This is a genomic window from Streptomyces sp. NPDC003016 (genome assembly GCF_053591455.1).
The window spans coordinates 37247-58451 of record NZ_JBSFTV010000015.1 but is presented as its reverse complement, the minus strand read 5'-3'; the positions used below and the strand labels follow the sequence as shown (position 1 = coordinate 58451).

The following is a 21205-nucleotide window of genomic DNA, read 5'->3' as shown; positions in this document are numbered from 1 at the left end:
GCGTCTCATGGCAACTTCTCACGATTGTCCGGTTGGCGCGCGCGGTCAGCCGCCCGGTCCGCCCAGTCCGCCCAGCAGCAGACCTGCCAGCGCCCCGGCGATCATGAAGGGGCCGAACGGGATCGCGGTCCTGCGCCCGGCGCGCCGCAGGACCATCAGCCCGACGCCGTACACCGCACCGAGCAGGAACCCGGCGAACGTCCCGGCGAAGAGGACCGGCCATCCGTACCAGCCGAGCGCGGTGCCCAGGGCGACGGCCAGTTTGACGTCGCCGAAGCCCATGCCGTTCGGGTTGATCAGGAAGAGGAGGAAGTAGCCGCCGCCGAGGGCCACGCCGCCGAGCAGTGCGCCCGGCCACGCCCCCCCGGCGCCGGGCAGCAGCGCGGCCGGGCCGAGCAGCACGGCGGTCGCGGCGGCGAGCGGCAGGGTCAGTACGTCGGGCAGCCGGTGCACGCGGCGGTCCACGACCGCGAGGAGCACCGCGAACGGCGCCAGCAGCAGCCACACCGCGAGCTCGGGCCGGGCGCCGGTCGCGGCGGCGAGCAACGCGCACACGAGGGCGGTGAGGAGAGCGTGGCGGGCGGTGTGACGGACGGTGTGCGGGTACGGCGCGGGAGCGGGCCTCCGGTGCGGTGCGCCGGCCGGGGCGCGTACCGGCGCGGCGGCGCCCGCACGCACCGCCGCCGCGCACCCCGCGCAGCGCGCGGTGCCGAGCCAGCCGCGCGCGGGGCCGGTGAAGGGGTGCCCGGCAGGACAGGCCGCGCGCCAGGGCTCCTGCGGCTCGACGGCGAGCCGGTAGGCGGCGCGGGGCACGAGGAGTCCGGTGGCGGCACCCCAGAGGGCGGCGGCCGCGATCAGCGTGGCGTACACGGCACGGAGCCTAGGCCGGGGCCGGGGGCCGGGTCATGGGCCCGTGGGCCCAGAGGGGGCCCACGGCGGTGGGGAGGGGCGCCGGGGGGCATTACCGTCGGCGTCATGGGGCGATGGCGGGACGGGCCGGGGTGGTTGACGGTGGGGCACGGTCTCCGGGACGGGCCCGCGGTGCCGTTGGAGATCGCGGTGTCCGCGCGGGCGCGCACGCGGGGGCTGCTGGGCCGGGACGGGGTCGCGGGCGCGATGCTGCTGAGTCCGGCGAGCAGTGTGCACACCTTCGGGATGCGTTTCGCGATCGATGTGGCGTACCTCGACCGGGAGTTGAGGGTCGTCGCCGTACGGACGACGGCGCCGGGGCGGCTCGGCCTGCCCCGGCTGCGGGCGCGCCATGTGCTGGAGGCGGAGGCGGGCGCGATGGAGGGGTGGGGTGTGCGGCCCGGGGTGCGCGTAGGGGTGTGGGCGGTAGCGGGTCCGTCCGGTGCTTGAGGAACGGGGCCGCGCGGCCGGCGCCGGCGGTGTCAGGCGGGGTTCTTCTCGTCACGGTCCAGCAGCCGTGCGAGTTCGATGCGTGAACGCACCCCCAGGACGGCGAAGACGTTCCGCAGATGGTGGTCGACGGTCCGCGGGCTCACCGAGAGCCGGACCGCCACTTCGCGGTTGGTCGCACCCTGCGCGACGCACCGCGCGATGCGCTGCTGCTGAGGGGTGAGCAGGGCCAGCGGGCCGGTGCCGGCGTCCCCCGCCACCGCCTCCCCGGCGGCGCGCAGTTCCCCGGCGGCGCGCCCGGCCCAGACCCGCGCACCGCAGCGCTCGAAGGCGACCAGCGCGTCACGCAGGGGCCCGCGCGCCTCCCGGGTCCTGCGCTGCCTGCGCAGCCACTGCCCGTACAGCAGCTGGGTGCGGGCCCCCTCGAAGCCACCGCCCGCCCGCGCGTGGTGGGCGAGCGCCTCCTGGTACCGGGCGGCGGCCTCGTGCGGAGGGGCCAGCAGCGCCCGGCAGCGGGCCAGTTGGGCGGGGGCCTGCGGGTCGGCCGTCGCGGCCGTCCACACCTCGAACTCCCCGACCGCCGCGGCGGCCTCGGCCGCGCGGCCCGCGAGCACCGCCGCCTCGACGAGGCACGGCACCGCCGGCATCCGGGCCGCGAAGTGGCCGCGCAGCGGTCCGGGGCGGACCAGGGGGAAGAGGCGTGCGGCCGCCTCGGCGGGTCTGCCTTCGGCCAGGTCGGCGCGGGCGACCGCCCAGGTGGCGAGGGTGGCGGCCTGGACGAGGCCGTGCGGGCCCGCGTCCGCCGCGGCGGCTTCGGCGTGCTCGGCGGCGGCGGCCGCACCGCCTTCGACGGAGGCGACGAGCGCGAGCACGGCCCGCAGGTGGGCCGCCTTGTTGCGCTGGCCCAGCCGGTGGGCGGCGCGCAGACCCTCGCTCGCGTGGGCGCGGGCGCGGGCGTGCCGGCCGGCCCGCAGTTCGCCGTACGCGAGGTGCTCCAGGGCCTGCGGCAGCAGGGAATCCGGGCCGTGGGCGCGGACGGCGGCGAGCGCCCTGGCCCCGGCCCGGCAGGCCGCGTCGATCTCGCCGAGGACGAGCGCGACGACTCCGGTGCGCAGCAGCGCGGCCGGGTCGTCGCTGCCGACCGGAGCATCGCTACCGGTCGGAGCATCGCTGCCGGCGGCGGGGGGCAGGCAGCCGCGCAGCAGATCGCGCCCCTGCTCCCCCCGCCCGTCGAGCACCGCGCACATGCCCGCCCGGTACGCCTCCAGCGCCGGGTCGGGCTGCGGCAGTGGCAGCGGGATGCGGCCCATCGCGTCGAGGTAGGCGGGCACGTCTCCCATGGCCCAGGCGGCGTCGGCGGCGCCGAGCAGGGCGTCCACGGTCCGGCCGGCGTCGTGCGGGGCGAGCAGCGCCGCCGCGGTGAGCAGGGCCTCCCGGGCGTCGGCCACCGGCCCGTCGCGCAGGGCGAGCAGCCCGCGTACGTAATGGACGTGTCCGGGCGCCGGTACGACGCGCACCTGGGCCAGGAGGTCGCGGGCCCGCCCGGGGTCGCCGCCGAGCCAGGCGTGCTCCGCCGCCGCGGCGAACCGGGCGCCGCGAAGGGCGTCGTCGCAGGAGAGCAGGGCGGACCGGGCGAGCGCCACGGCGCGGTCGGCGTGCGGCCGGGGCGCGGTGGCGGCCCGTGCCAGCGCCTCCGCCAGTGCCGGGTCGTACCGGTGTGCCGCGCAGGCCCGCTGGACCAGCCTCGGCAGCGTACGGTGCGGGCCGTCGAGCAGGCCGGCCAGCAGGTGGTGCACGGCGCGGCGGCGGGCGAGCGGGGCCCGGCGCAGCAGGGCCGTGCGCAGCAGCGGATGGGTGAAGCGGACCCGTACGCCGTCGTCATGGACCGCGCCGGCCCGCTCGGCCGGTTCCAGGCAGCCGGGGTCGAGCCCGGCCGCCTGCCCGGCGCGCAGCAGCAGGGCCGCGTCCGCGCCGGTCCCGTGGGGCTCGTGCTCCTGCGCGGCCGCGGCGATCAACAGCAGCAGCCGGGTGTCGTCGGGCAGCGCGTCGAGGAGGGCGGCGTAAGCCTCCAGGACGCTCTCGGCGCCCGGCAGCGGACGGGGCAGGGGGGCGCGGCCGGCCAGTTGGTCGGGGGTGAGCCGCTCGGCCGCTCCGGTGAGGATCCGCGGGTTTCCGGCGGCTTCGCGGCACAGTTCCTCCCGTACGCCGGGATCGGTCCGGCCGTCCGTCAGCCGGTCGAGGAGGGCGGCGGACGCGTGGTCGTCGAGCGGGCCGAGCCGGAGGGCGGGCAGGCCGCCGAACGCGTCCTGGCCGCCGGCCGGGTGGCGGGCCACGGGGGCGAGGACGGTGACGAGGACGGCGACCTTCAGGCCGGGTGCGAGCCGGCGGGCCGCGAAGCCGAGTGCGGCGCGTGAGTCGCGGTCCCAGGCGTGGGCGTCGTCGACGCAGACGAGGAGCGGACGGCGGGCACCGAGGGTGCGCAGCAGGTCGAGCAGGGCCGTGGGTGCGAGGCCGGGCCGCAGGACGTCGGCGGTCGCGGAGAACGGGGCGGTCGCAGAGGAGGGGGTGGGCAGTGGGTCCGGGGCCGAGCTGAGCAGCTGGTGCAGTCCGCTGTGGGGCAGGAGCTGTTCGGCGGGAGCGGCGGCGGCGTACAGCACCGGTCCTTCGCGGTAGCTGTCCATGGCGTGGCGCAGGAGGGCGCTGCGGCCGAGTCCGGGGGGCGCGGTGAGCACGAGCGCGCCCCCGCGACCGGCTCTCAGGTGGGTCAGCAGGGTTTCCAGGGAGGCGAGCTCTCCGTCTCGGCCGTACAGCCGGAGGGGACTGTGCACGGTCGTCGATGGGGTCACGGCCGTTACGTTACTTCCGCGTAACCAGGACCGGAAGACTCGCGTCCGCCCGCACCGGCGCGGGCGGGGAACTCTGGGCAGGCCCCCAACCGGGGCCGCCGGCCACTGTGCACCGGCACAGCGGCCGGCGCACACGCTCACGTTCGTGTGCGCCGGCCGGTACGGGTACGGGGAGTTGCCGGTGGCGCCGCTTCCGCCACCGGCAGCTCGCTTGCCCGTGTCAGGAGTCGTGCGGGCAGGTGCCGCGGTACTCCTCGATGGTCGCGCTCGGCCTCGGCAGCGGGCAGAGGAACTGCTCGTAGCGGGTGTCGTTGTCTATGAACCGCTTCAGCCAGGAGAGGCTGTACTTCCCGATGGTCGTGTCGGAGGTGTTCGGCGTGAAGTGGGTGGCGTTGTTGAGCTCCAGGTACGCCTTGTCGAGGGTGCTGGGCAGCGACGTGTAGAACGGCTCGGAGTGGGAGGAGACGGGAGCGACGCTGTCCCCGTCGGCCCCCACCACCAGGGTGGGCGTGCGCAGCTCGGGCCAGGTCTTGTCGAGGTTCCAGCCGGTCAGCGGGATCGCCGCCTGCAACGATGTACGGCTCTTGGCCGCCTCCAGGGCGCCGCCTCCGCCCATCGAGTGCCCCATGACGCCGAGCCGCGTGCTGTCGATCCGGGTACGGACCGTACTGCGCTCCGTGAGGTAGTCGAGCGCGGCGAGGAGCTGCCGGCCCCGGCTCGCGGGCTGGTCGACCGTGCTGTTGGTGTCGATGGTGAAGACGACGAAGCCCTGGGAGGCCAGCCGGGGACCGAGCCAGGCGATGCTGGACTGGGAGGCGGTGTAGCCGGGCGAGACCGCCACCGCTCCGAAGGTGCCGTCGGCGGTGGAGGTCGGGTAGTAGATGGTGCCGCCGCCGAAGCCGGTGACGCTCACCGAGGAGACCGAGGTCTGCGAGACGGCGTAGGTGCCGCGGGCGGCTTCGATGCTCGACACGGTCGGCGCCGGACCACGCTCGTACGGGTTGTCCGCCGCGGCCTGGGCGCCCGGGACCAGCGTCGCGCACAGGCCGGTGGCCGTCGCGGCTGCCGCCAGCCCGAGGCGGACCGTACGGGAGCGGCTCTTCGAGGGGGTACGGCGGCGTCGGGAGGCGTCGCCGGTGGGGAGGAGGTGTCGCACGAGGGGGGTCCTCTCGGTCGTGGCGGAGCCGCACCGGGGGAACAGGGCCCGTCGTCCCGGGGCCCTCGGGTGCACCGACAGCTGCCGCCGTGTTGATTGGCGGTAGCCAGGTTCGCGGCGCCCTCGGCCGGCGCACATCGGTAACTTCACCGGTCTTCCGGGATCGGCCTCCCGGGCACCGCCGCGGAGCAGCCGGCTCCGCGGCGGTGGGCCGAGACCGGCGGACCAGGGGGAACCGGCCCCGCCGGCCGGACAGGAAGCCCCGGCCGGCGCCCCGGCCGGCACTCTCCGCCTCGGGGCCGCCGCGCCCTCCGCCCAGGGGCCACTGCGGTTTCGCCTCGCGGTGCGTGGCGCGAGAGGCCGGCGGACCCCGGTCCGCCCTGGGGCCGTGCGGGTCCTGTTCGGCCGTTCGGGCGTTCGGCCATCCGGGCGGTAGATCGCGGCAGGGTACAGCCCGGTGGGGCATAGATCACAGTAAGGCCGCATATGGTACGAGTCGGACGATTTCAGGCAGTCGGGGTCCGGGCAAACCGGCTTGCTGGACAAGGAGTTGCATGTGATGCACACGGCCACCACGGAGACGGCGTCACGTCCGGGAGTGCTCAGCCGAAGGTGGTTCGCCTACGAGGCGGCACATCCGGCCACGTCTGTCGTCATCGGTGTGGTGGCACTGTGCGCCGGCGATCCACCGAGCCGCGAGGAGCTGGGCCTGCTGCTCGGGGTGGCTGTCGACGCGTACCCCCAGCTGCGGGAGTACGCGCGGCCGGACTCCGCGCGCCGCCGGCGAGCCATGGATGCCCCCTTCCGCGTGGAGGAGCAGATCTTCGAGTTCCCGGTGGCTCCCGGCTCCGGGCAGGCGGGGCTGCGCACGGCGTTGGGGGAGCTGGCGGCGGAGCCGTTGCCCGACACGCTGTGGGGCGTGTGGGTGCTGCACGGCTATGAGCCCGGTGAGTTCGCCGTCGTGCTGCGGGGCCATCACGCGCACTTCGACGGGCTGCTGCTGTCCGAGATCGTCGGCCGTGTGCTGGGCGGCGGCGGGCCGGCACCGGGCCGTGTGGTGCGCCGGCGCACCGGGGCGGCCGCGGGCCGGCGTGGCGGTGCGTGGGCGACGGCGTGGCGGGAGGCGCGCGCGCTGGTGCGCGATCGCGGCCGGGCGGCGCAGCCGATGCCGCCTTCGACCCGACTCACCGGGCGACTCCAGTACATGTGGGGGAGCGTCGGCTCGGACCGGATGCGCGAGGCCGCCGCCGCCCACCGGGTGACGTGCAACGACGTGTATCTGGCAGCGCTGGCCGGTGCGTTGCGGGCCTGGGCGCCCGACCCCGCGTGGCTGGCCGGCGGCCGGCCGGTCCGCGTTCTGGTGCCCATCAGTCTGCAGGGCAAGGAGGGCGGCGACGGACACCTGAGCAAGCAGGCGACCGGGTGCTGGGTGCGGCTGCCGTGCCACATCGACGATCCCGCGCAGCGGCTCGCCCAGGTCACGGCGGCCACGGCGCGGATCCGGGCCTCCCTGCACGACCCGCACACCGGAGCGCTCGTCAGAGCGCTGACCAGGCTGCTGGGGAGGTTCGAACTGGACCTGGAGCATTACCGGGGATGGACGACCATGCTCACTTCCTACGTGCCGGGGCCCGCCGTCAGTCCCTCGTTCGCGGGCCGCACGGTCATGGCGGGAATGCCGCTGATGTACTTGCCCTCCGGGCAGTACCTGGCAAGCGCCCTGGCCGATTTCGGGGGGAAGGCCCACCTGTGCCTGGTCGCGGACCGCGCGGTCCCCGACCTCGACGCACTGGCCCGGCTGTGGGTGCGCCAGGTCGACCTCCTCGCCGCCCGGTGATCTCCCACGCGCGACGACCCGTTCCCCGCCCCGCGGGGCGCCGGCCACGGACCGTGCTCACGCTCTGGCTGCTGCTCACCGGGGTCTGCCTGGTTCTCGCCGCCGGCGTGTTCGACCGGCTGGCGGGTGGTGGCTTCACGGCTCCCGACACCGAGTCCGCCCGTGCGCAGACCCGGATGTCCGCCCGGTTCGGCGTCACGGAGCCCGACGTACTCCTGCTCTTCCGCTCCACTCGCCACGGGCCCACGGGACCGCAGCTGGCCCACGAGGTCCGGGACGCCGTCACCGGTCCCGCCGTGGCCCCGCTCGCCACACCGGTGAGCACCGGCCCGCGGAGCACCGGCCCGCGGAGCATGCCCGCTCTGGCCGCGGACGGCAGGTCCGCCCTGGTGCCCGTCACCGTGCGCGGAAGCAGCGAGGAGGCCAAGCGACGCACCCTGGGCGACCTTCGCGCCGCCCTGCGAGCCCCGGAAGCCGTCACGCTGGCCTTCGGCGGCCCGCTGGCCTTCCTGCAGGAGGCCAGCGCCCGCTCCCAGCAGGACCTGGTACGAGCCGAGGTGCTGGCCGCGCCGCTGCTGTTCGCCCTGCTGCTGATGATCTTCCGGGGGTTCGCGGCGGCACTGCTGCCGCTGCTGTCCGGCTCGGCCGCGGTGGCCGTGGGACTGGCGGCGTTGCGCGTCGCCTCCGAGTTCACCGAGGTGTCGGCCTTCGCCGTCAACCTCGTCAGCATGCTCGGCCTGGGGCTGGCGGTGGACTACGCGCTGCTCGTCATCAGCCGCTTCCGCCGGGAGCGCGTCCGGTGCGCCACCGTCTCGGAAGCCCTGTCGGCGACCCTGCGTACGGCCGGACGCACCGTACTGGTCTCCTCCTGCGTGGTCACCGCCGCCCTGGCGACGCTGGCCCTCTTCCCGCTGGCCTTCATGCGGTCCTTGGCCATCGGGGGATGCGCGGTGGTCGTCGCCGACGCCGCCGCCGCTCTGACCCTGCTGCCCGCCCTGCTGTTCCTCCTCGGCCCCCGCATCGAAGGCGGACGTCCGACCGGGCGGCTGACCGGACGGCTGACCGGTCGTCCTGCCGGCAAGCGGCTGCGCGCAAACCCCCGGCCCGAATACGCCCGGGGCGCGCTGTGGTGGCGCCTCGCGGTGCGGGTCGCCAGGCGGCCGGTCATGTGGCTGACCGCCTGCACCGCCGTCCTGCTGACCATGGCGGCCCCGGCCGCGCACACCACGTTCGGCGGCATCACCGAAGAGACCCTGCCGGCCTCCTCCGTCTCGCGCCGCGTCTCCGACCACGTCCGCGAGGCGTTCCCCGCCCTGCAACGCCCGTCTGTCCAGGCCCTCGTGCTGCTCCCGGCCCCGGCCGACACCACAGCGGGACGAGACGCGCTCGGAAGCTGGCTGGAACGCGTGTCCGAGCTGCCCAGCACCTCACGCGCCGACGTCACGGCGACACGCCACGATGCGGCGCTCGTGGCCGTGAGCAGCTCCGGCGGCCCGAGCGCGGACCTCCGGACGGTACGCGACGTCAGGGCACTGGAACCGCCCCCGGGCACCGACGTCCTCGTGGGAGGGAACGCCGCGGTGGACGCCGACACGACCGACGCGCTGAGCTCACGGCTTCCGCTGGTGGCGGGCCTGGCCCTGGCGGCCAGTTCCGTACTGCTGCTGGCGGTGTTCCGCTCGGTCCTGGTTCCGGTCAAGACCGTGCTGACGGCGGGCCTCTCCACCTTCGCCTGCCTGGGCGTGATGACGTGGGTCTTCCAGGACGGGCACCTCGCCGGGCTCCTCGGCTTCACCCCGCTCGGGTACGTGGAGACGACCCAGCCCGTCGTCGTACTGGTGGTCCTCTTCGCGCTCTCGCTGGACTACGAACTGTTCCTGCTCTCCCGGGTGCGCGAGGAGTACCTGCTCACCGGGGACAACAGCCGCGCCGTCGCGGTGGGTCTGCGCGACACCGGCTCGGTCATCACCGGAGCGGCCGGCCTGCTGCTGGTGGTCATCGCGGCCTTCACCACCAGCGGTGTCATCGCCATCAAGGAAGTCGGGGTGGGCCTGTTCGCCGGGGTACTGATCGATGCCACCCTCGTGCGGATGCTGCTCGTCCCGGCCGCCCTGTTCATCGCCGGAGGCGCCAACTGGTGGCCCGCCAAGGCCGGCCGTTCCGCAGCCCGCACCACACCCGGGGACGCAGGGGTGGACTCCCCGCCGGCGCTGCCGTCCCCCGCAGACGCCTGACCCGAGCACCCGAGCACCCGAGCACCCGAGCACCAAGGAGTACGCCATGCCTGCCAGTGACCCCTACAGCGTGATCACCACGACCCTCGTCGACACCCTCGGCATCCCCGCCGACCTGGTGCGCCCGGACGCCACGTTCGCCGAACTCGACCTGGACTCCCTCGCCCTGGTGGAACTCGCCCTGATCGTGGAGGAACAGACCGGAGCGCGGCTCACCGACGAACTCGGCGCGGATTCCACCCTCGCCACCGCAGCCGAACACCTCGCCCGGCTCCTTTCCGGTACGGCCGACTCCGGTACGGCCGGCTCCGACGGGACCAACTCCGACGGGGCACTCCAGGTATGAGCGGACACGACATCGCGGTCACCGGTATCGGCATGGTCACTCCCGCCGGAATCGGCACCGCCGCGACCTGGGCCCACCTGCTGACCGGCCGCCCCACCGCCGCCTCCGACCCGCTCCTGGCCGGCCTGGCCGTGGACTTCTCCTGCCAGGTCCCCGGTTTCGACGCCGTGGCGAGGCTGGGACTGCGCACCAGTTACCGACTCGACCGCTTCGCCCAGATGGCACTGGTCGCCGCCCGGGAAGCCGTCACCGACGCCGCGCTGGAACCGGAGCAGTGGGACGGGCAGCGCGTGGGCGTCGTCATCGGTGTCGGCACCACCAGCATGGAGCACTACGAGACCCAGGCCGACAAGATCGCCGCCGGACGGTCCCAGGACGTCTCCCCTCTCCTCCTGCCGCGCAGCATCCCCAACATGGCCGCCGCGGAGATCGGGCTGGACCTGCGCGCCCGTGGCCCCAACCTGGCCGTCAGCACCGCCTGTGCCTCCGGCGCCACCGCCCTCGGTGTCGCCCGCGATCTGCTGCGCTCAGGCAGCTGCGACATCGTCCTGGCCGGCGGAGCGGAATCCGGCAGGTCACGCACGGGGGCGGTCTGCTTCCACCGGATGGGCGCCCTCTCCTGCCGCACCGCTCAACCACAGCACGCCAGCCGGCCCTTCGACGCCGACCGCGACGGGTTCGTGCTCGGCGAAGCCGCCGCCGTGCTCGTCCTGGAACGCCCCGAAGACGCCCGGGCCCGCAGCGCCCCGTCCCGGGCGTTCCTCGCCGGGTACGGCGCCTCCTGCGACGCCCACAGCCCCACCGCCCCGGACCCCGGCGGCCTCGGCGCCGCCCAGGCGATCCGCACCGCCCTTCGCGACGCGCGTCTCGACCCCGGCGACATCCACCACGTCAACGCCCACGGCACCAGCACCCCGCTGGGTGACCTCGCCGAGTACAAAGCGCTGCGCGAGGTCTTCCACCGCCCACCGCCCGTCACCGCGCTCAAAAGCATCCTCGGCCACTGCATGGGCGCCGCCGGCGCGGTCGAAGCCGCCTGCACCGTACTGTCCCTCCAGCAACAGACCATCCCGCCCACGGCGAACTGCGACAGCCCCGACGTCGATCTGGACATCGTCACGAAGGCCCCCCGGCCCACTCCCATGGCCGCGGCGATCAGCAACTCCTTCGGGTTCGGCGGCCAGAACGCCGCACTCGTCTTCCGGACCGGCTGAAGCCGACCGCCCGGGCCGGCGCACGGAAATAGGATGAACAGCCCGAGCCCGCCCCTTCTCGCGCTCGGTCCGTCCGTGACCCGGGAAAGAAGCAAGCATCCATGACCGACGAAGGCGTGGTCGTTTACTGGCGGCCCCTGTGCACGTACTGCCTGAAACTGTTCCTGTGGCTGCCGTTCACCCGGCTGAGGCACACCAGGGTGAACATCTGGAAGAACCCGGACGCGGCGGCGTTCGTCCGCTCCGTGGCCGACGGGAACGAGACCGTGCCGACCGTGACCGTGGCGGGAAGGCCGATGGTGAACCCGACGAGGAAGCAGCTCCTGGAAGCGGTCGCGGCCTACGCGCCGCACGCGATGCCCCGGACCGAGTGACCTTCCCCCCGGCGTCCCCTACCGCGCAGGGTGCGCCGACTGCACCGGCTGCACCGGCAGCAGCTGCGGCCGTTTCGCCGTACGGCCGTCGCCGGAGGACCGGCCGCGCAGGCGCCGGCCCAGCCAGGGGCCGAGGAACCCGGCGGCCCAGCGGAGCTCGGCGTTCGCGGCCTGCCATCCGGTGGGGGCGGGAAGCGGGGGCAGGGGGCGGGTCCACGCGTCGTCGGCGCCGGGGAGCCGGAGCGCGTGGGCCACGGCCGCCGCGATCCGTTCGTGGCCGAGGGGACTGGCGTGGAGCCGGTCCTCGCTCCAGACGCGCGCGTCCGTGGCGAAGGCCTGCCCGGCGGCTTCGGCGACCGCGACGCCGTGACGGGCCGCTGCCGCGCGGATGCGCCCGTTGAGGTCGTGCACACGGGGCGCCAGCGGCCGGGCGAGGGGCGCGATCTTCCCGATGTCGGGGAAGGTGACCGTCGCCACGCGGGCCCCGGTGGCGGTGAGGGCGGCGAACATCGCCTCCAGGTGACCGGCCACCTCGGCGGCGTCGAACGTGGGCCGCATCAGGTCGTTGACCCCGGCGACGACCGTCGCGAGATCGAGGCGCAGGGCCAGGGCGGGCGCCAGTTGCCCGGCGTGCACCTGGCCGGCCAGGCGGCCCCGTACGGCCAGGTTGGCGTACTGGAGCCGGGGATTCACAGCCGCGAGGTGCTCGGCGAGGCGGTCCGCCCAGCCGCGCAGGCCGGTGGTGTCGTCGCCGTCGCCGAGACCTTCGGTCTGGCTGTCGCCCAGGGCGACGTACCGCGCGTACGGTGCATGCGGTTCGTACGGCTCGCACGGCACCTGCTCACCGCTCGGCACGGACCGGCCCCCTCGCGCGCAGGACGGCCGCGACGCGCAGGCCCCACTCCCGGTTCTCCCGCTCCAGGGCCAGGCCGCGCAGACAGGTGAGGTACGCGCCGATCCGGTCGCCCCGGCGCAGGAACTCCTCCTCGCCCAGCTCGCCGCGCATCTTGCGGAGCAGCTTGCCGAAGAGCTCGATCTTGGCTTCGGCGACGGAGGCCCGCTCCTCCAGCTGTTCGATCAGCGGACCGGTGTCGACGGAGTCGGCCGCCTGGACCTTCACCATCAGGTCGTCGCGGATGAAGGAGGGTTTCGAGGTGGCGGCGGTGAAGGCCGCGAGCTCGGCGAGACCGGCTTCGGTGACGCGGAACAGGCGCTTGTTCGGCCGGGTCTCCTGGACCACTTGCCTCCCCGCGACCAGCCCTTCCTTCTCCAGCTTGGCCAGCTCGGCGTAGAGCTGCTGGGGCAGGGCGTGCCAGAAGTTCGCCACGCCGATGTCGAACGTCTTGGCCAGCTGGTACCCGCTGTACTCACCGCCACCACTGCCGTCACCGTCGCTGCCGTCGCCACCACTGCCGTCGCCGGTCAGCAGGGCCGCCAGTACGGCATGTCGCAAGGCCATCGATGCGCCCCCTTCCTTTCCGTCGCCTGTTCCTCCATCATCATACTCAAGAAAGTGACTAGTCAGATCCTTGAGTATGGGGTGAGTTCATGCAGAGCACCATCGCCGAACGCTTCCGCGCCGCTGCGGAGAAGGGCGACCTTGACGCACTGGACGAGTTGTTCACGGAAGACGTCCGCCTCTACAGCCCGGTGAAGTTCGAGCCGCTCAAGGGCAAGCCGATGGTCATGGGCCTCTTCGGCGTCCTGCTGCGCACCTTCGAGGACTTCCGTTACGTCGGTGAGTTCGACGGCACGGCGGAGACGAACACGGATGGCGCCGAGACCTCGTCGGCCGCCTTGCTCTTCCGTGCCGCGGTGAACGGGAAGTCGATCCACGGCATCGACCTGCTGCACTTCGACGAGGCGGGCCTGATCAAGGAGTTCACGGTGATGGTGCGCCCGCAGTCGGCGTCACACGCCCTGAGCGAGGCGGTACTGGCCGGCCTGGTGGCCGACGGCCTCGCACCCGAGCCCGACGGGACCGCCTGACCGGCACGGCGCGGGCCCGGCGGCTCACCCACGCGGTACGGGCCCGGCGGCTCACCCACGCGGTACGGAGGCGCGGTGGTTTCGGACAGGCCTCGGCGCCCCTGAAGGGGGCCGAGGCGTCCGAGTTCACCGCATCTAGGGTTTTCCACAGGGGATGCGGGAGGCGGGGAAGCGCGGGACCGTTTGGGCATGGGGGATGTGGAGGCACTGGCGCGGGGTGGGGTGCTGCTGACGGCGTGGGCTCGGGCGGCGGGTTGGCCGCCACGGCGGCTGAACCGGCGGCTGCGGGCCGACGGGTGGACCCGGATCATCAACGGTGCGTGGTGTGCGCCGGGCAGGGCGGTCGATGAGGGAGTGAGGCTCCTGGCCCTCCAGCTGACCGGGCCCGAGCGGGTGGTCAGCCATCGGTCGGAGGCGGCCGTGCACGGCATCGAACTGCTCCGTACGGAAGTGGAGCTCACCACTCCCCGAGAGGTGAGCCGGCTGCGTCCGCCCGCGTCCACCACCTTCCGCTCCAGTCCCACGAGGTGGTGACGGTGCGGGGACTGCGGGTGACGACCGTCGTCCGCACGCTGGGGGACCTCCTACGGGCCGGGCCCCGCGACGAGGCGCTGGTCGCGGTGGATTCCGCGCTCACGGGGCGGACGGTCCGCGGCCGGCGCGTCCCACCCCTGACGGACGAGGGCCGACTCGCCGTCGAGTTGCAGGGCTCGCGTGCCGGGAAGGCTCGGGGCCGGGAGTGGCTGGTGCTGGCTGACGCGCGATGCGGGTCGCCCGCCGAGACCATCGCCCGGCTGCGGATGCACGACGGGGGTCTGCATTCGCACTCGCAGGTCGAGTTGAGGACTCCGAGCGGGCGACTGTGCCGTCCGGACTTCCTCTTCCGCCGGGAGGGGGTGGTCGTGGAGATCGAGGGGTACGCGTTCCACGGCACCCGTGATGCCCACCGGCGGGACATTCAGCGCTTCAACGACCTCGCCACCTGCCCCGAGGTCCGCATCATCACTCCGTTTCACCGCCCTCCAGGTCTTCCACCAGCCCGAGAGCATGCTGGCCACCATTCGTCAGCAGTTCACCTGACGCCTCCTCACCGCCAGGCGTCCCGGCCGAGAGGTCGGGCGGTGAAGGGGCCGGGGCAGAGGGCAGGGTCACCCACCCGCACGGTACGGACGCTTCAAGGGCTTCGATGGCTTCGATGGCTTCGAGCCCCTCGCAGGGCAGGACGGCCCAGGACTTGGTGCCCCGGGCGGCGGGTGGGCCTCGGCAGAGATCCGGACGTCGCCGCAGTCCTCCACGAGCGCCGCGAACAGCCACAGTGAACGCACGCGGCGCTCCTCACAGAGGGTGATCGCGTCCGGGTCCTTGTTCCGGGGATGCCGGCCCCAGAGGGCGAGGCGGAGTGCGGCGTTGCGGTAGCGGAGGGAGAGGTAGAGGTCCTCCCCCGGCGTCAGCCCGACTACCCGGGCGATGAGTTCGCCGACCGCGAGTACGGCACGGTCCGCGTACGGGCCAAGGTGATGCGCGGGCAGAGCGGAGCGTACGGCGGTACGGGCGATGGCCGCGCAGTGCGGTTCGCCCGGGATGGTCAGGCTGTACGCGAGGGGCGAGGCGGGCGCGGCGGGCGGCGGAGCCTGGCGGCGGGGGGAGCGGCGGGGCAGAGCGCGGTGCGAAGGGGCGGCGCCATGACGGACTCCCTTGTCCGGGTGGCGGGTGATTGACGTTCGGGCGGGGTTCTCTCTGCCCGTTGGCGCGCACGGGTGGCTCACGGGGTGCGGTGGTGGTGCTGAGTGGTGAGCAGTGGCTTGTCTTCCTGACGCGGGACTGCCCCTCCTCTCAGGGCAGGAGAGTGGGGGCAGGGCCGCGTGATGCACTTCCTACTCATCGGAACGTGAGCGGTGCATCACCGGACGCACGCCGTGGTGGTTATTTTGCCCCGCAATGGTAGGAACTCCACCTTTCCGTGGCCCTGTCGTAGGTGCAGGCGGCCAGTTACAGGCGACAGTCCGGAATCCGGGCCATCAGTCCCGACCGGTTGCGCACGCCGGCCTGCGACTGCGACTGTGACTGCACGGACGAGCGGTACGTCGACGCCCTGGTGGAGATGGCCCCACCCCAGTGGCGTGGCTGGTGGGAGCGGTACAGAGGCACCTTGCCACAGGCCTCGTCGACATCACCGAGTTGCAGGCTTCCGCCGTACGCATGAGAGCCGCGTACTCCATGCACATGCCGGGCTTGCTCCAGACGTCAGACCATGCGCTCGCCGTATTCAGGGTCGTCATCCCGAAGTTGCCGGAGCATGAGGTCGCCCTGCGACTCGTCCATCGCGTTGAGCGCCAGCAGATCCTGGATGGCGGAACCCCTTCTGCGTACACCGGCATCGTGCACGAGGGCGCATTGTGGATGCAGTTCGGAGGGCGGGACGCAGCACGGGCCCAGCTCGATCATCTGCTCAAGAAGTCCGAGCAGGAGGACATCACGCTGTTGGTCCTGCCCTTCGAGGCAGGAGCGTTTCCTGGCGCCGGGCAGACGGTCCTGTACGCGGAAGGGCCCGTCCCACAACTCGACGCCGTACAGATCGGCAACTCACACGGGACCGACTTCCTCTACTCGGAGACGCGGTTGGCGAAGTACCGAGCCCACCTCGACTGGATGGAGAACATCGCACTGTCCCCCGAGGACTCGCGGGACTTCATTCGGACCATCGCGCGCCAACTCTGAGGGGGCGACTGGATGACAGAGATCCACTGGGACGAACCATTCTGCGGCGAGGGAAACTCCTGCTTCCGTCCCGGAATGGACGGGCAGGGCAACGGTTACATCGCCATCAACGGCGAGGAGGACCGCTACCTCACCGACAGCCACGAAGCCCTGCGCACCATGATTCGCGACATCAAGATCGGCAAGGCGGATCACTTGTTGTAGTCGCAGGGGCCCGGCCGGCCACCAAACGGCCGACCGGGTCAGCTCAGTTCTGGGTGGCGGAGTCAGGCACTGCGCCACGCGGGAAGGACACCTCTACACGCCGGTTTTTCTTACGTCCCTCTTCCGAGCCGTTGTCAGCGATCGGATAGTCCTCGCTGTACCCGCGGATCTCGAATGTGATGGTGGAGTCGAGCGACTTGTTCAACTCCTGCTGCACGGCGTCCGCGCGCTTCTTGGACAGGACTTTGCCGTGCTCGTACGAGCCGAGGTCGTCGGTGAAGCCGAACACGCGGATCTTGGTCGCCTTCTGGGCGATGATCTCGTCGGCGATGGCTTTGATGCGGGACGCGGCCTCCGCGTTGAGCTTGGCGCTGTCCTTGCCGAAGAGCACCTCGGCCTGAAGCGCGAACTTGACGTCGGAGTTGGTGTCCTCGCGCCGCTCCTCGCCGCCGAGGTCTTCGACTACGGACTTGATGTCGATGACACGGGCGGGCGCGAGGGTGCCGCCGTCGGCCAGCTTGAGCCCGGGTGAGTTGCCGTCCACCTCTGGGGGCGGCGATGTCGTGGTACTGCCGGGGGGTGCGCTGGGTTCGGGGTCGGCGTGAGCGCTCGTCACGGACATGCCAGTGAGCAGCACTGCCGTTGCAAGTGTGGCCGTGGCGAAATGCGCTGGGCGACTTCGAGAAAAGGTGAAGGACATGGGGTCACTCACCGTCGGAGATCTCGATGGTCGCTACGGGCATGTCAGCGATCTGAAAGTCAACCTTGTTGGTTTCGGCCGGCGGAGCGGGGAACTGTGCGAACCAGGGCTGTTCCTCCCCTGCCTTAAATGCCCCGCTGAACTGAGTACAAAGGCAACGCCCATCGGTGTCTCGCAGGATAAGGTACTTCTTCTTGCCCGACCGGTCCACCAGGGAAGCGCCCGCCATGGAAGCTGAATTTCCAGCCAGCTCCTTTTCCTCACCCCTCCATGGAGTTGGGTTCCAGCTGCCATCCTTCCCGTTCTTCACCTTTCCGCTGACTGTAAGAAATCCCCCTTCGTCCCGCACAGCGGTGTTGATCGTCAAGGTGGTGTTGTCCGCACCCCCCGTAATCTCAGCCAAGACGGCTTCCCCCGGGACCTGAGTTTCCACTCCCTTCGACTCCTCCTCACTCTCATTGCCATTGCCAGTCGAATTCGAAGACGAGCCCGCATCGGGCTTTTCACCCTCGCCCCCGCCGCAACCGGCAACCGTGAGGACCAAGCCAGTCGTGATCACCACTGCGGTCAGTACCCTTCGGGCCTTCATGGCGTGCCGCATACTCATTAGCAACTCTTCCTTTTCTTCATGTTCGCTCATCACTCGGCCAGCTGAACAGAGAACAGGTCATTCGCCTCAGGCGGGTCGACCATCCCTTCGAGGGGGGTCTTCGGATCTACCTTCCAGAGCCCACTGCCCTCACAGTCGATCTCGATGAGATTCGACGGATCACTGTCTCCCACGATTTCGCATCGGGGCTCGATTACTGCGGTGGCGTTGGCCTTAGCATGCGTGTTCTCCGTACCAGGGATTACCGAGTCCCCCACGGTGAAGCGCGTTTCGATCTTCGCCGTAAACGCCGGGTAGCCGTTGACTTCGATCACCTCTACGCCGCCGTCAAGATTCGAGTCGTTTTCATCAGCGAGCTGGGCCGCAGCAGCCTGATATCCGTCGCCAGTGAAGTCTGCCTCAGCCATCAGCCACTCGGGCCATTCCTCTGCATCGCCCAAGTAGGCAAAGAAGCCATCGGTCAGCTCGTCCCGTACGTCTTGGGCAGCCGCAAGGGCAGCCGCATCAGCAGCCGACTGGCCACCATTTCGGGCGACAGCCGCCTGCGCAAAGGCAAAGTACGCGAACGCAAGAAAGAGCAGACCCCCCACCACCACGACGTACATGGGAAGGGTCTGCCCTCGGTCCTGCCGAAGCTTGCGCAGCGTTACCCGCCTGTGATGTCGTCCACCGCGTCGCTGATGGCCTCCGAGATGGTCTGGTCCAACCCCAGCCCCCGAACCGCCACCACGATCAGCGCGATCACGACGACCAGGCCCGCGTACTCCACCACGCTCGCGCCCTCGTCCGCTCGTTGCTGCATGCGCGTCACGACCGTGTTCCGCCAGTTGTTGATCGCGAGCCGGGTCTTCGTGGCGGTCTTGAGCGTGATGTCCTTCGGCATGGGGTACCCCTCCGAGTTGGGCCGACGTGGGTGTCTCGGCGGAACCGGCTTCCTCCTGGCCGGTGCCGCTTTCGACATGAGCAACGTACGCCGGAACAGAGGGAATGCCAGAGGGTCCGTGGGCCCAACTCTGGGCCCAAAGCTGGATCCGGGTCCGGTTCGGCGCTGTCGTCGTCCGTTCAGCCATGGCTCGTCGTCCCTCTCGCCGACCCCAGCCACAGCGCGATCGCTTCGCTCCTGCTCGCGCTGTGAAGTTTCGCGAAGATGCGGTTGATGTGGTTCTTGACGGTCTTCTCGCTGATGAAGCAGGTGGCGGCGATCTGCTGGTTGCTCATTCCTGACGCGATCAGGTCCATGACCTCCACCTCCCTCGAACTCAGTCCGAAGTCGGGCCTGTTGCCGGGCTTCCGCGCCTGCTGGAGCCGCTGCCGGTCCATCGTTGAGTACTGTGCCATGACCGATTGCACCTGCGAAGGGGTTTCTCGGAGTCGCTCCGAATTTGAGACATCTGGCCCCCCATTGGCCTCGTACGAAGCGTGTGCAGTCGCATCGCGGGTCCCGGCGTGGCCAGGGATCCGGCTCGTGCGCGTGTGCGGCATGCCCGTGGCGTACGCCGTGCCGAGCCCTTCCGGAAGCGCCGTCCCCGTCCCCGCGCCCCCGGCCCGCATGTGGGCCAGCAGCGCGTCCTGGGCCGAGGCCGTGAAGTGGGCGCGGCCGTCCTTGATGTCGCGTACCGCGCCCACCAGCTGTTCCGCGGTGAACTCGCCGTGCACCAGGTAGCCGCCCGCGCCCAGCCGCAACGCCTCGCGCACGATCTCGCTCTCGCGGCTGTACGTCAGCATCATCACCGGCGCCACCTGGGCCAGGTACGGCAACGCGGAGATGCCGTCGACACCCGGCATCCGGACGTCCAGCAGCACCACGTCCGGCCGGTGGTGCCGGGCCGCCGCCAGGGCCTGGCGGCCGTCGGCCGCCTCCGCGACGACCTCGATGTCGTCGCGGCCGCCGAGCAGGGCGGTGAGGCCCGCCCGTACGACCGGATTGTCGTCGGCGACGACGACCCGCAGGAGGGACGGCGGACCGAAGGGGGTGGGGAGAGGGCCGGGGAGAGGGGCTGGGGCAGGGGCAGGGGCAGGAAATGCCGCTGCCGGCGGCGGAACGCGGACACGGGCGGGGGTGTGTTCCGAGCGGGGTTCCCCCGTGTGCGAGGACGTGTGCTGGGACACGTGCGAGGGCGGCGGTGACGGCGACAGCGACGGCACGGACTGGTGGGGCCCGGCGCTGTACGGGCTTTCGTCCGGCATGGTGCGGCCTCCTCTCAGGAGAGCGGGTGGGGTGAGACCGGGGCGGGTCGGACCGGTCGCGGTGGCGGCGGGGCGGCCAGGGTGTCTCCTCCAGAGGCGAGCGACCCGGCCGGCAGTTCCAGGCGTACTTCGGTGCCTCCCGCGCTGCGGCCCCGCCCGATGCAGATCCGAGCGCCGACACCGGCCGCCCGTTCGACCATCCCCACCAGGCCGAAGTGGCCGGCCTTGCGGAGGTCGTCGAGGCTGATGCCCACGGGCAGGCCCCGGCCGTCGTCCAGCACGCTGACCCGCAGCGCGCCGCCGACCAGGCCGAACTCCAGCGTGACCCGGGACGCGTGGGCGTGGCGGTGGCTGTTCTCCATGGCCTCCGTGGTGATCGTCAGAAGGTCGCGTGCGACCGTGTGCGGAACGGTCACGGCCGACGCGGGTGCGCCGCCCACCGGGCAAAACACCGTCTCGATGCGCGTACGGTGCCCGAAGTCGGCCAGGCGGGCGGCGAGTTCGTCGGCGATCACCACTCCCCCGGTGTCGTAGTCCGCCTGTCTGCGCAGGTCGGAGAGGATCTCGCGGGATTCCGCCGCCGCCCGCCGCGCCGAGCGCGCGACCATGCCCGCCTGGTGCTTGACGGTCAGCGGGTCCATGCGGTCGGCGGACCGCTCCAGCCCCTCCGCCGCCAGGGCGACACCGTGCAGGGTCTTGGCGACCGAGTCGTGCATCTCCCGGGCCAGGCGCGCCCGCTCGTCCTCCACCGCGTCCGTGACCGCGAGCCGGGCGTTGGCCTCGGACAGGGCCTGGGTGGCTGCCCCGAAGCGGAACATCAGGTTCCGTAGCGTTACGCCGATGACTCCGGCCGCCACGCAGAAACCGCTGATCAGGAGCGTGCTGGCCGGGCTCGCCATCCGCTGGGCCCAGGCCGTGTAGGCCGCCGCCAGCAGAAGGATCTGGATGGCGGTGAAGATCCCCGCGCCCCGCCATCCGTACAGCAGGCCGGCGAGAAGCGGCGTACACACGGTGGCGTAACCGAGGGCCGAGTCGGGCGAGGCCGTCAGCAGCAGGACGGAGCCGAAGACCAGATCCACGCCCATCAGCGTGCGGTACTTGATGAGGAGGGGGCCGATCACCTCCCAGTCGCGGAGCACGGCGTACGAGCCGACGAAGCTGAAGACCACGGCTCCCCCGACCAGCCAGCCGCCGAACTGCCCGCCCGCCCTGGCCAGCGCGAAGGGCGCGCCGAGCGCGATCATGGCGAGGCGGAAGCCGAAGACCTGGCGGCACAGCGCCTGGAGGGCGTTGATCTGGATCGGGATGCTCGGTGCGGGTACGTCGTCGGCCAGGGCGGACGCGACCGGCACGTCGAGTGGCATACCGGCCGGCATACCGGCCGGCCCATTGAGCGGGGCCGTCGGGCCGTCCTGGGGCATCCCGGCTCCG

General features: G+C 72.2%; 20 protein-coding genes and 1 pseudogene. 10 read left to right on the top strand and 11 right to left on the bottom strand.

The genetic code is table 11. The features are described 5' to 3' along the window. Positions 1-45: 45 nt before the first annotated feature. Positions 46-870 (bottom strand): prepilin peptidase, encoded by an 825-nt coding sequence (locus tag ACWDZ4_RS15245; protein ID WP_451508863.1) that lies wholly within the window; start codon positions 868-870, stop codon positions 46-48. A 105-nt stretch (positions 871-975) separates the two neighbouring features. Between ACWDZ4_RS15245 and ACWDZ4_RS15240 the strand changes: the two genes are divergently transcribed. Beyond that, positions 976-1359, top strand: a complete 384-nt coding sequence (locus tag ACWDZ4_RS15240) for a DUF192 domain-containing protein (protein WP_451508862.1) — start codon at positions 976-978, stop codon at positions 1357-1359. Between the two features lie 32 nt (positions 1360-1391). Here ACWDZ4_RS15240 and ACWDZ4_RS15235 read toward each other — a convergent pair whose 3' ends face one another. Together ACWDZ4_RS15235 and bdeA are read right to left on the bottom strand one after the other, a co-directional pair. Then, positions 1392-4205, bottom strand: coding sequence for an AAA family ATPase (locus tag ACWDZ4_RS15235; protein ID WP_451508861.1), 2814 nt, complete (start codon positions 4203-4205; stop codon positions 1392-1394). A gap of 220 nt (positions 4206-4425) precedes the next feature. After that, on the bottom strand, positions 4426-5361 hold the full coding sequence (gene bdeA, locus ACWDZ4_RS15230) for a bis(hydroxyethyl) terephthalate hydrolase (RefSeq protein ID WP_451508860.1): 936 nt from the start codon (positions 5359-5361) through the stop codon (positions 4426-4428). A gap of 559 nt (positions 5362-5920) precedes the next feature. Between bdeA and ACWDZ4_RS15225 the strand changes: the two genes are divergently transcribed. The 5 genes from ACWDZ4_RS15225 (at position 5921) to ACWDZ4_RS15205 (ending at position 11366) form a co-directional block, all read left to right on the top strand. Beyond that, positions 5921-7198 carry a WS/DGAT domain-containing protein gene (locus ACWDZ4_RS15225; RefSeq protein ID WP_451508859.1) on the top strand — a complete coding sequence of 426 codons (1278 nt, stop codon included), beginning with the start codon at positions 5921-5923 and terminating at the stop codon, positions 7196-7198. 53 nt (positions 7199-7251) lie between these two features. Beyond that, entirely contained in the window at positions 7252-9432 is a 2181-nt protein-coding gene (locus tag ACWDZ4_RS15220) for an MMPL family transporter (RefSeq protein WP_451508858.1), read from the top strand. 46 nt (positions 9433-9478) lie between these two features. Further along, positions 9479-9778 carry an acyl carrier protein gene (locus ACWDZ4_RS15215; protein ID WP_451508857.1) on the top strand — a complete coding sequence of 100 codons (300 nt, stop codon included), beginning with the start codon at positions 9479-9481 and terminating at the stop codon, positions 9776-9778. Beyond that, positions 9775-10992 carry a beta-ketoacyl-[acyl-carrier-protein] synthase family protein gene (locus tag ACWDZ4_RS15210; protein WP_451508856.1) on the top strand — a complete coding sequence of 406 codons (1218 nt, stop codon included), beginning with the start codon at positions 9775-9777 and terminating at the stop codon, positions 10990-10992. The genes ACWDZ4_RS15215 and ACWDZ4_RS15210 overlap by 4 nt, the downstream gene beginning before the upstream one ends. Before the next feature lie 101 nt (positions 10993-11093). Next, complete coding sequence (locus tag ACWDZ4_RS15205) at positions 11094-11366, top strand: glutaredoxin domain-containing protein (protein WP_451508855.1); 273 nt, start codon at positions 11094-11096, stop codon at positions 11364-11366. A gap of 18 nt (positions 11367-11384) precedes the next feature. On the opposite strand, the gene ACWDZ4_RS15200 is transcribed toward ACWDZ4_RS15205, so the two are convergent. Further along, positions 11385-12221 carry an SGNH/GDSL hydrolase family protein gene (locus tag ACWDZ4_RS15200; RefSeq protein WP_451508854.1) on the bottom strand — a complete coding sequence of 279 codons (837 nt, stop codon included), beginning with the start codon at positions 12219-12221 and terminating at the stop codon, positions 11385-11387. Next, a complete protein-coding gene (locus ACWDZ4_RS15195) occupies positions 12208-12825 on the bottom strand; it encodes a PadR family transcriptional regulator (protein WP_451508853.1) in 618 nt (205 codons plus the stop codon). The genes ACWDZ4_RS15200 and ACWDZ4_RS15195 overlap by 14 nt, the downstream gene beginning before the upstream one ends. Positions 12826-12914: 89 nt before the next feature. Here ACWDZ4_RS15195 and ACWDZ4_RS15190 point away from each other — a divergent pair, with 89 nt between their 5' ends. From ACWDZ4_RS15190 to ACWDZ4_RS15175, 4 genes and pseudogenes are all read left to right on the top strand, one after another. Continuing rightward, positions 12915-13355 (top strand): nuclear transport factor 2 family protein, encoded by a 441-nt coding sequence (locus ACWDZ4_RS15190; RefSeq protein WP_451508852.1) that lies wholly within the window; start codon positions 12915-12917, stop codon positions 13353-13355. A 189-nt stretch (positions 13356-13544) separates the two neighbouring features. Then, on the top strand, positions 13545-13889 hold the full coding sequence (locus ACWDZ4_RS15185; RefSeq protein WP_451508851.1) for a hypothetical protein: 345 nt from the start codon (positions 13545-13547) through the stop codon (positions 13887-13889). A gap of 1441 nt (positions 13890-15330) precedes the next feature. Beyond that, positions 15331-16073, top strand: a pseudogene (locus tag ACWDZ4_RS15180) (DUF5753 domain-containing protein). Between the two features lie 12 nt (positions 16074-16085). Continuing rightward, the gene (locus tag ACWDZ4_RS15175; protein ID WP_451508850.1) at positions 16086-16277 is read left to right on the top strand and encodes a hypothetical protein; all 192 of its coding nucleotides are present in this window, start codon (positions 16086-16088) and stop codon (positions 16275-16277) included. Positions 16278-16320: 43 nt separating this feature from the next. On the opposite strand, the gene ACWDZ4_RS15170 is transcribed toward ACWDZ4_RS15175, so the two are convergent. From ACWDZ4_RS15170 to ACWDZ4_RS15145, 6 genes are all read right to left on the bottom strand, one after another. Then, positions 16321-16977, bottom strand: coding sequence for an OmpA family protein (locus ACWDZ4_RS15170; RefSeq protein ID WP_451508849.1), 657 nt, complete (start codon positions 16975-16977; stop codon positions 16321-16323). Between the two features lie 4 nt (positions 16978-16981). After that, a complete protein-coding gene (locus ACWDZ4_RS15165) occupies positions 16982-17617 on the bottom strand; it encodes a hypothetical protein (protein ID WP_451508848.1) in 636 nt (211 codons plus the stop codon). Beyond that, positions 17617-18231 (bottom strand): pilus assembly protein TadG-related protein, encoded by a 615-nt coding sequence (locus ACWDZ4_RS15160; protein ID WP_451508950.1) that lies wholly within the window; start codon positions 18229-18231, stop codon positions 17617-17619. Before ACWDZ4_RS15160 ends, ACWDZ4_RS15165 begins: the two co-directional genes overlap by 1 nt. A 2-nt stretch (positions 18232-18233) precedes the next feature. After that, entirely contained in the window at positions 18234-18470 is a 237-nt protein-coding gene (locus tag ACWDZ4_RS15155; RefSeq protein WP_451508847.1) for a hypothetical protein, read from the bottom strand. Positions 18471-18649: 179 nt separating this feature from the next. Continuing rightward, positions 18650-19774, bottom strand: coding sequence for a response regulator (locus ACWDZ4_RS15150; protein ID WP_451508846.1), 1125 nt, complete (start codon positions 19772-19774; stop codon positions 18650-18652). 14 nt (positions 19775-19788) lie between these two features. Then, complete coding sequence (locus ACWDZ4_RS15145) at positions 19789-21138, bottom strand: sensor histidine kinase (RefSeq protein WP_451508845.1); 1350 nt, start codon at positions 21136-21138, stop codon at positions 19789-19791. Positions 21139-21205 lie beyond the last annotated feature (67 nt).

Excerpts from the sequence above, each read along its gene's own strand:
- ACWDZ4_RS15205 (WP_451508855.1), top strand. The coding sequence starts at position 11,094 with ATGACCGACGAAGGCGTGGTCGTTTACTGGCGGCCCCTGTGCACGTAC.
- ACWDZ4_RS15185 (WP_451508851.1), top strand. The coding sequence starts at position 13,545 with ATGGGGGATGTGGAGGCACTGGCGCGGGGTGGGGTGCTGCTGACGGCG.
- ACWDZ4_RS15225 (WP_451508859.1), top strand. The coding sequence starts at position 5,921 with ATGCACACGGCCACCACGGAGACGGCGTCACGTCCGGGAGTGCTCAGC.
- ACWDZ4_RS15240 (WP_451508862.1), top strand. The coding sequence starts at position 976 with ATGGGGCGATGGCGGGACGGGCCGGGGTGGTTGACGGTGGGGCACGGT.
- ACWDZ4_RS15215 (WP_451508857.1), top strand. The coding sequence starts at position 9,479 with ATGCCTGCCAGTGACCCCTACAGCGTGATCACCACGACCCTCGTCGAC.
- ACWDZ4_RS15165 (WP_451508848.1), bottom strand. The coding sequence starts at position 17,617 with ATGAGCGAACATGAAGAAAAGGAAGAGTTGCTAATGAGTATGCGGCAC.
- ACWDZ4_RS15210 (WP_451508856.1), top strand. The coding sequence starts at position 9,775 with ATGAGCGGACACGACATCGCGGTCACCGGTATCGGCATGGTCACTCCC.
- ACWDZ4_RS15145 (WP_451508845.1), bottom strand. The coding sequence starts at position 21,138 with ATGCCACTCGACGTGCCGGTCGCGTCCGCCCTGGCCGACGACGTACCC.
- ACWDZ4_RS15170 (WP_451508849.1), bottom strand. The coding sequence starts at position 16,977 with ATGTCCTTCACCTTTTCTCGAAGTCGCCCAGCGCATTTCGCCACGGCC.
- ACWDZ4_RS15155 (WP_451508847.1), bottom strand. The coding sequence starts at position 18,470 with ATGCCGAAGGACATCACGCTCAAGACCGCCACGAAGACCCGGCTCGCG.
- ACWDZ4_RS15150 (WP_451508846.1), bottom strand. The coding sequence starts at position 19,774 with ATGCCGGACGAAAGCCCGTACAGCGCCGGGCCCCACCAGTCCGTGCCG.
- ACWDZ4_RS15195 (WP_451508853.1), bottom strand. The coding sequence starts at position 12,825 with ATGGCCTTGCGACATGCCGTACTGGCGGCCCTGCTGACCGGCGACGGC.
- ACWDZ4_RS15175 (WP_451508850.1), top strand. The coding sequence starts at position 16,086 with ATGACAGAGATCCACTGGGACGAACCATTCTGCGGCGAGGGAAACTCC.
- ACWDZ4_RS15190 (WP_451508852.1), top strand. The coding sequence starts at position 12,915 with ATGCAGAGCACCATCGCCGAACGCTTCCGCGCCGCTGCGGAGAAGGGC.